This is a genomic window from Acinetobacter sp. UBA6720 (assembly GCF_002454215.1).
Classification (GTDB): domain Bacteria; phylum Pseudomonadota; class Gammaproteobacteria; order Pseudomonadales; family Moraxellaceae; genus Acinetobacter.
Genome location: NZ_DKIK01000163.1, coordinates 8,651 through 11,820, shown reverse-complemented (window position 1 = coordinate 11,820; position 3,170 = coordinate 8,651). Strand labels below are relative to the sequence as shown.

The 3,170-nt window shown below is 34.0% G+C and carries 5 protein-coding genes and 1 pseudogene; 1 reads left to right on the top strand and 5 read right to left on the bottom strand.

Features of this window, described 5'->3' with window-relative positions:
* Window positions 1-461: 461 nt before the first annotated feature.
* Window positions 462-614, top strand: a pseudogene (locus B4F08_RS14100) (DUF4113 domain-containing protein); the annotation flags it as partial.
* A gap of 160 nt (window positions 615-774) precedes the next feature.
* On the opposite strand, the gene B4F08_RS14095 reads toward B4F08_RS14100, so the two are convergent.
* The 5 genes from B4F08_RS14095 to B4F08_RS14070 all read right to left on the bottom strand — a co-directional run bounded on the left by B4F08_RS14095 (window position 775) and on the right by B4F08_RS14070 (window position 2,860).
* On the bottom strand, window positions 775-1,062 hold the full coding sequence (locus B4F08_RS14095; protein ID WP_005130374.1) for a type II toxin-antitoxin system RelE family toxin: 288 nt from the start codon (window positions 1,060-1,062) through the stop codon (window positions 775-777).
* On the bottom strand, window positions 1,052-1,300 hold the full coding sequence (locus B4F08_RS14090) for a type II toxin-antitoxin system Phd/YefM family antitoxin (RefSeq protein WP_005130375.1): 249 nt from the start codon (window positions 1,298-1,300) through the stop codon (window positions 1,052-1,054). Before B4F08_RS14090 ends, B4F08_RS14095 begins: the two co-directional genes overlap by 11 nt.
* 2 nt (window positions 1,301-1,302) lie before the next feature.
* Complete coding sequence (locus B4F08_RS14085; protein WP_005130376.1) at window positions 1,303-1,728, bottom strand: hypothetical protein; 426 nt, start codon at window positions 1,726-1,728, stop codon at window positions 1,303-1,305.
* Window positions 1,729-1,994: 266 nt separating this feature from the next.
* Window positions 1,995-2,234 (bottom strand): hypothetical protein, encoded by a 240-nt coding sequence (locus tag B4F08_RS14075; protein WP_005130377.1) that lies wholly within the window; start codon window positions 2,232-2,234, stop codon window positions 1,995-1,997.
* Window positions 2,231-2,860, bottom strand: coding sequence for an AAA family ATPase (locus tag B4F08_RS14070; protein ID WP_005130378.1), 630 nt, complete (start codon window positions 2,858-2,860; stop codon window positions 2,231-2,233). The genes B4F08_RS14075 and B4F08_RS14070 overlap by 4 nt, the downstream gene beginning before the upstream one ends.
* Between the last annotated feature and the right edge of the window lie 310 nt (window positions 2,861-3,170).

Genomic DNA, 3,170 nt, shown 5'->3' with positions numbered 1-3,170 from the left:
AACAATTTCGTAAATTATAATTCTATAACACTAAAGTTACATGTTACTTATGATTAAAAATCATTTAAATGATACATAATTTCATGAACTTTCAGATTGTAACTTTAGGGTATAGTCTAATATTACAAATATCAATAAGAAGATACTTTGATTTTTAAATCTCTGAGCAAAATCATTTACAAACTCACATACACAAAGTATGTTTATAAAACACAAAACTGAACCATAGTTTGTGTTCTCTAGTGGTTAATGGTAATGATTATTACCATTAGTGAAGCGCACAGTTTTTCAAATTGGGCGTTTTAATTAATAATTAAAATTCAATAAATTTCATTTAGTTAAATTACAAAATACTGAATAAAATGACTACGCATTCTTGTTCATAGTCTATCACTCATTCCTTCTTCCAATAGCCCATCAATAATTAAATTACATGGCTAATTTTGCAAATACCTTCAGTTTTAATGGAAACACTAGAAAAGATTCAATATAAGTTTAGCAAGACAAAACTGGTACTTGGAGCAAGTATGCTACCCAATAGGACATGGAAGATGACCAGAGATAAGTTGACGCATAACTACTTTAAGTGGGATCAACTCTGGGTTGTGAAATAGAGATGATCCCCTATTAAATGCACAATTATAGTTTCTAATTAGTTTTAATTTAGTTTCAATTAAATATTAAAAAACAACTAAAATCTGTAAGATATATTCCATATGTGCATTAAGCAGGAATTCCTTAATGAAAGAATTCCTGCTTAATGCAATCAATTACTTATGAATGTCGAGAGTTGGCTTCATCATACACAGCATTGTTTTCACGTCTGCCTACGGCAATGACGATGAAAATAACCTCATCATCAATCACTTCATAAACCAAACGATAACCAACACTGCGAAGTTTGATCTTGTAGCGGTTAGGATGTCCTGGGAGCTTATTCTTGGGAATGCGAGGATTCTCTAGTACCTTGATCAGTTTCTTCTTCAATGGTTGCTTAATACTTGGATTAAGCTTATTCCATTCTGCTAATGCTTCTTCTAAAAAGTCTAACTTATAGGTCATCAATATTTACTCGAATGCGTTTTTGATTCGCACGAGCATCTGCAATTTTGTTGAGTTCCAGGTCTTCCAGTTGTTCCATCATGGTTTCATACAAATCAGCCGGAACACAGTAAAACGCTGGTATATTACGATTAAGGATCGCTACAGGTTCACCTTTACCTGCTAACACTGTATCCATCGGACTCTTTTTGAGTTCAGTAATACTTGCAGTCATTCGTGCATGGATTAATTGAGTCATAGTTAGGCCTTTATAAAGTTAAGTGTTTGCAGTTTGGGTTGAATCACTACAAGTAGGTTCGGGTAGCTAATCTCAGCATACCTCTCTAATGTGCATCTTAATTTGATAAGTAGGGTTGAATCAGTGACGAGGAGCATCTTTGCAAGATAAGGCATCGCTGAACGAAATGCCTTTAACCACTTACGATGTTGCTCAATAATATCTATAGGTTGTTGCATCTCTAGCTCAGCTAACCCAGGAGCTACGTCAAGATCACACCATGAAAGTATCTTTAGAGCTTTTTCTAATGTAGTAGTTTTAGTTACCTGCCACTCTTCCTCTCTTTCATCCATCAAATCGAATAGATGTCTGAGTTCCTGCATACGAACTTCATCCTCTCGTTTCAAACGAGATTTTTCAGTCATATTCCAAACAGCATCAGAATTCATAGATTCTCCTATTCAACGCTATGACTATAGCATTCCTAGAAGCACATTTAAAGATGCGATTAAAAAAACCATAATGAGTACTTTTCGCTACTCGATAAACGGTAGAAACTCCACAACCAACTGCTTTAGCTATTTCATCCTTGGTCATGTTCCGACATGATATAGGTCTAACAAATACAAAAAAGCCCTTAATCATTAAGGGCTTTTCCACAAGCAAATCACAACCAATTAAAAACTAAATTAGTTTTATATTAGTTTCAAATTAGTTAATTTTCTTCACTAAGTTTCTTCAGAGCAAATCTGATAATTCCATTATGGGTTTGACCATATTTTTCAGCTAACTCAGCCAATAGCTGATACTCATATTCGTTCATTGGAATCGTATGCGTCTTAAATTTTCGAGGTGCTTTGGGATCTAGTTTTTGAGTAGTCTGCTCATTTGCCCCATTGATGAATGCGTCAATTTCGGGTGATGAAGGCTTCGTAATTTCTCTTTTCTTAATCACGCTAAAAGCTCCTTCATAAATGATTCAAACTCTTCGATTGCTTTTGGATTATTTGATTCAACAACACCTTTCCCTTCAGCAGTAACATCACGATAAACCTTCCTGTCATGAATTACTGACGACAACGCTGTGAATAATGGAAAATCCGCCAGGTAATCATTTGCTTGTTGTACTTCAGATACAGATGGATTGGTTGGTGCCAGCGTTAATAAACCAAATGGTTTTAAGTCTTCATTAAATGACTTGGCTTGATCTATGACTTCAGAGAGATGAGGTAAAGTATCAAGATCGAACTGTGATGGTCTAAATGGTACTACAAGGTAATGAGCTGTTAGCATTGCTGTTCTAAGCTCTTTACTATCATGTCCAGCCACATCAACAATCACATAGTTATAACGGCTATCCAGGTCTTTCAGTGTGTTCTTGATGTCACCATAGCGTTGAACACAATGAACTTTTGGCAGATCAGTTTCATCTCTGTCTTTTACCCAATTAGCTGAACTTTGTTGAGGATCTGCATCAACTAATACTATGTCTTTCTTATGTTTAGCAAGATATGCTGCAATGTTGATGGCTATTGTTGATTTACCACATCCGCCTTTTTGACTTCCAATTAAGATAATCATTTTACTTGTAATTTGTAACTAATTTGAATTCAATATAGTTTTATTTTTCATTGGTGTAAATACTTACTTAAAAAATCTTGTTGTCCATTGATTTAGTATTAGTCTACATTTTCCCACCTAAATTAGGGTTATACTTCATGCTAATTCATCACTGTAAATGGATACTCGTAAAACAAGAAATTCTCTTAAATTTTTAAGCAATAACATTTTTATTTTTAAATAATTTTAATATTTTTATTTTTAAATCCTCTGTAAGCCTTATCTAGAAAGTGTTTGAGAGCTTATTAGTCTACATTTTCCCACCTTTAAG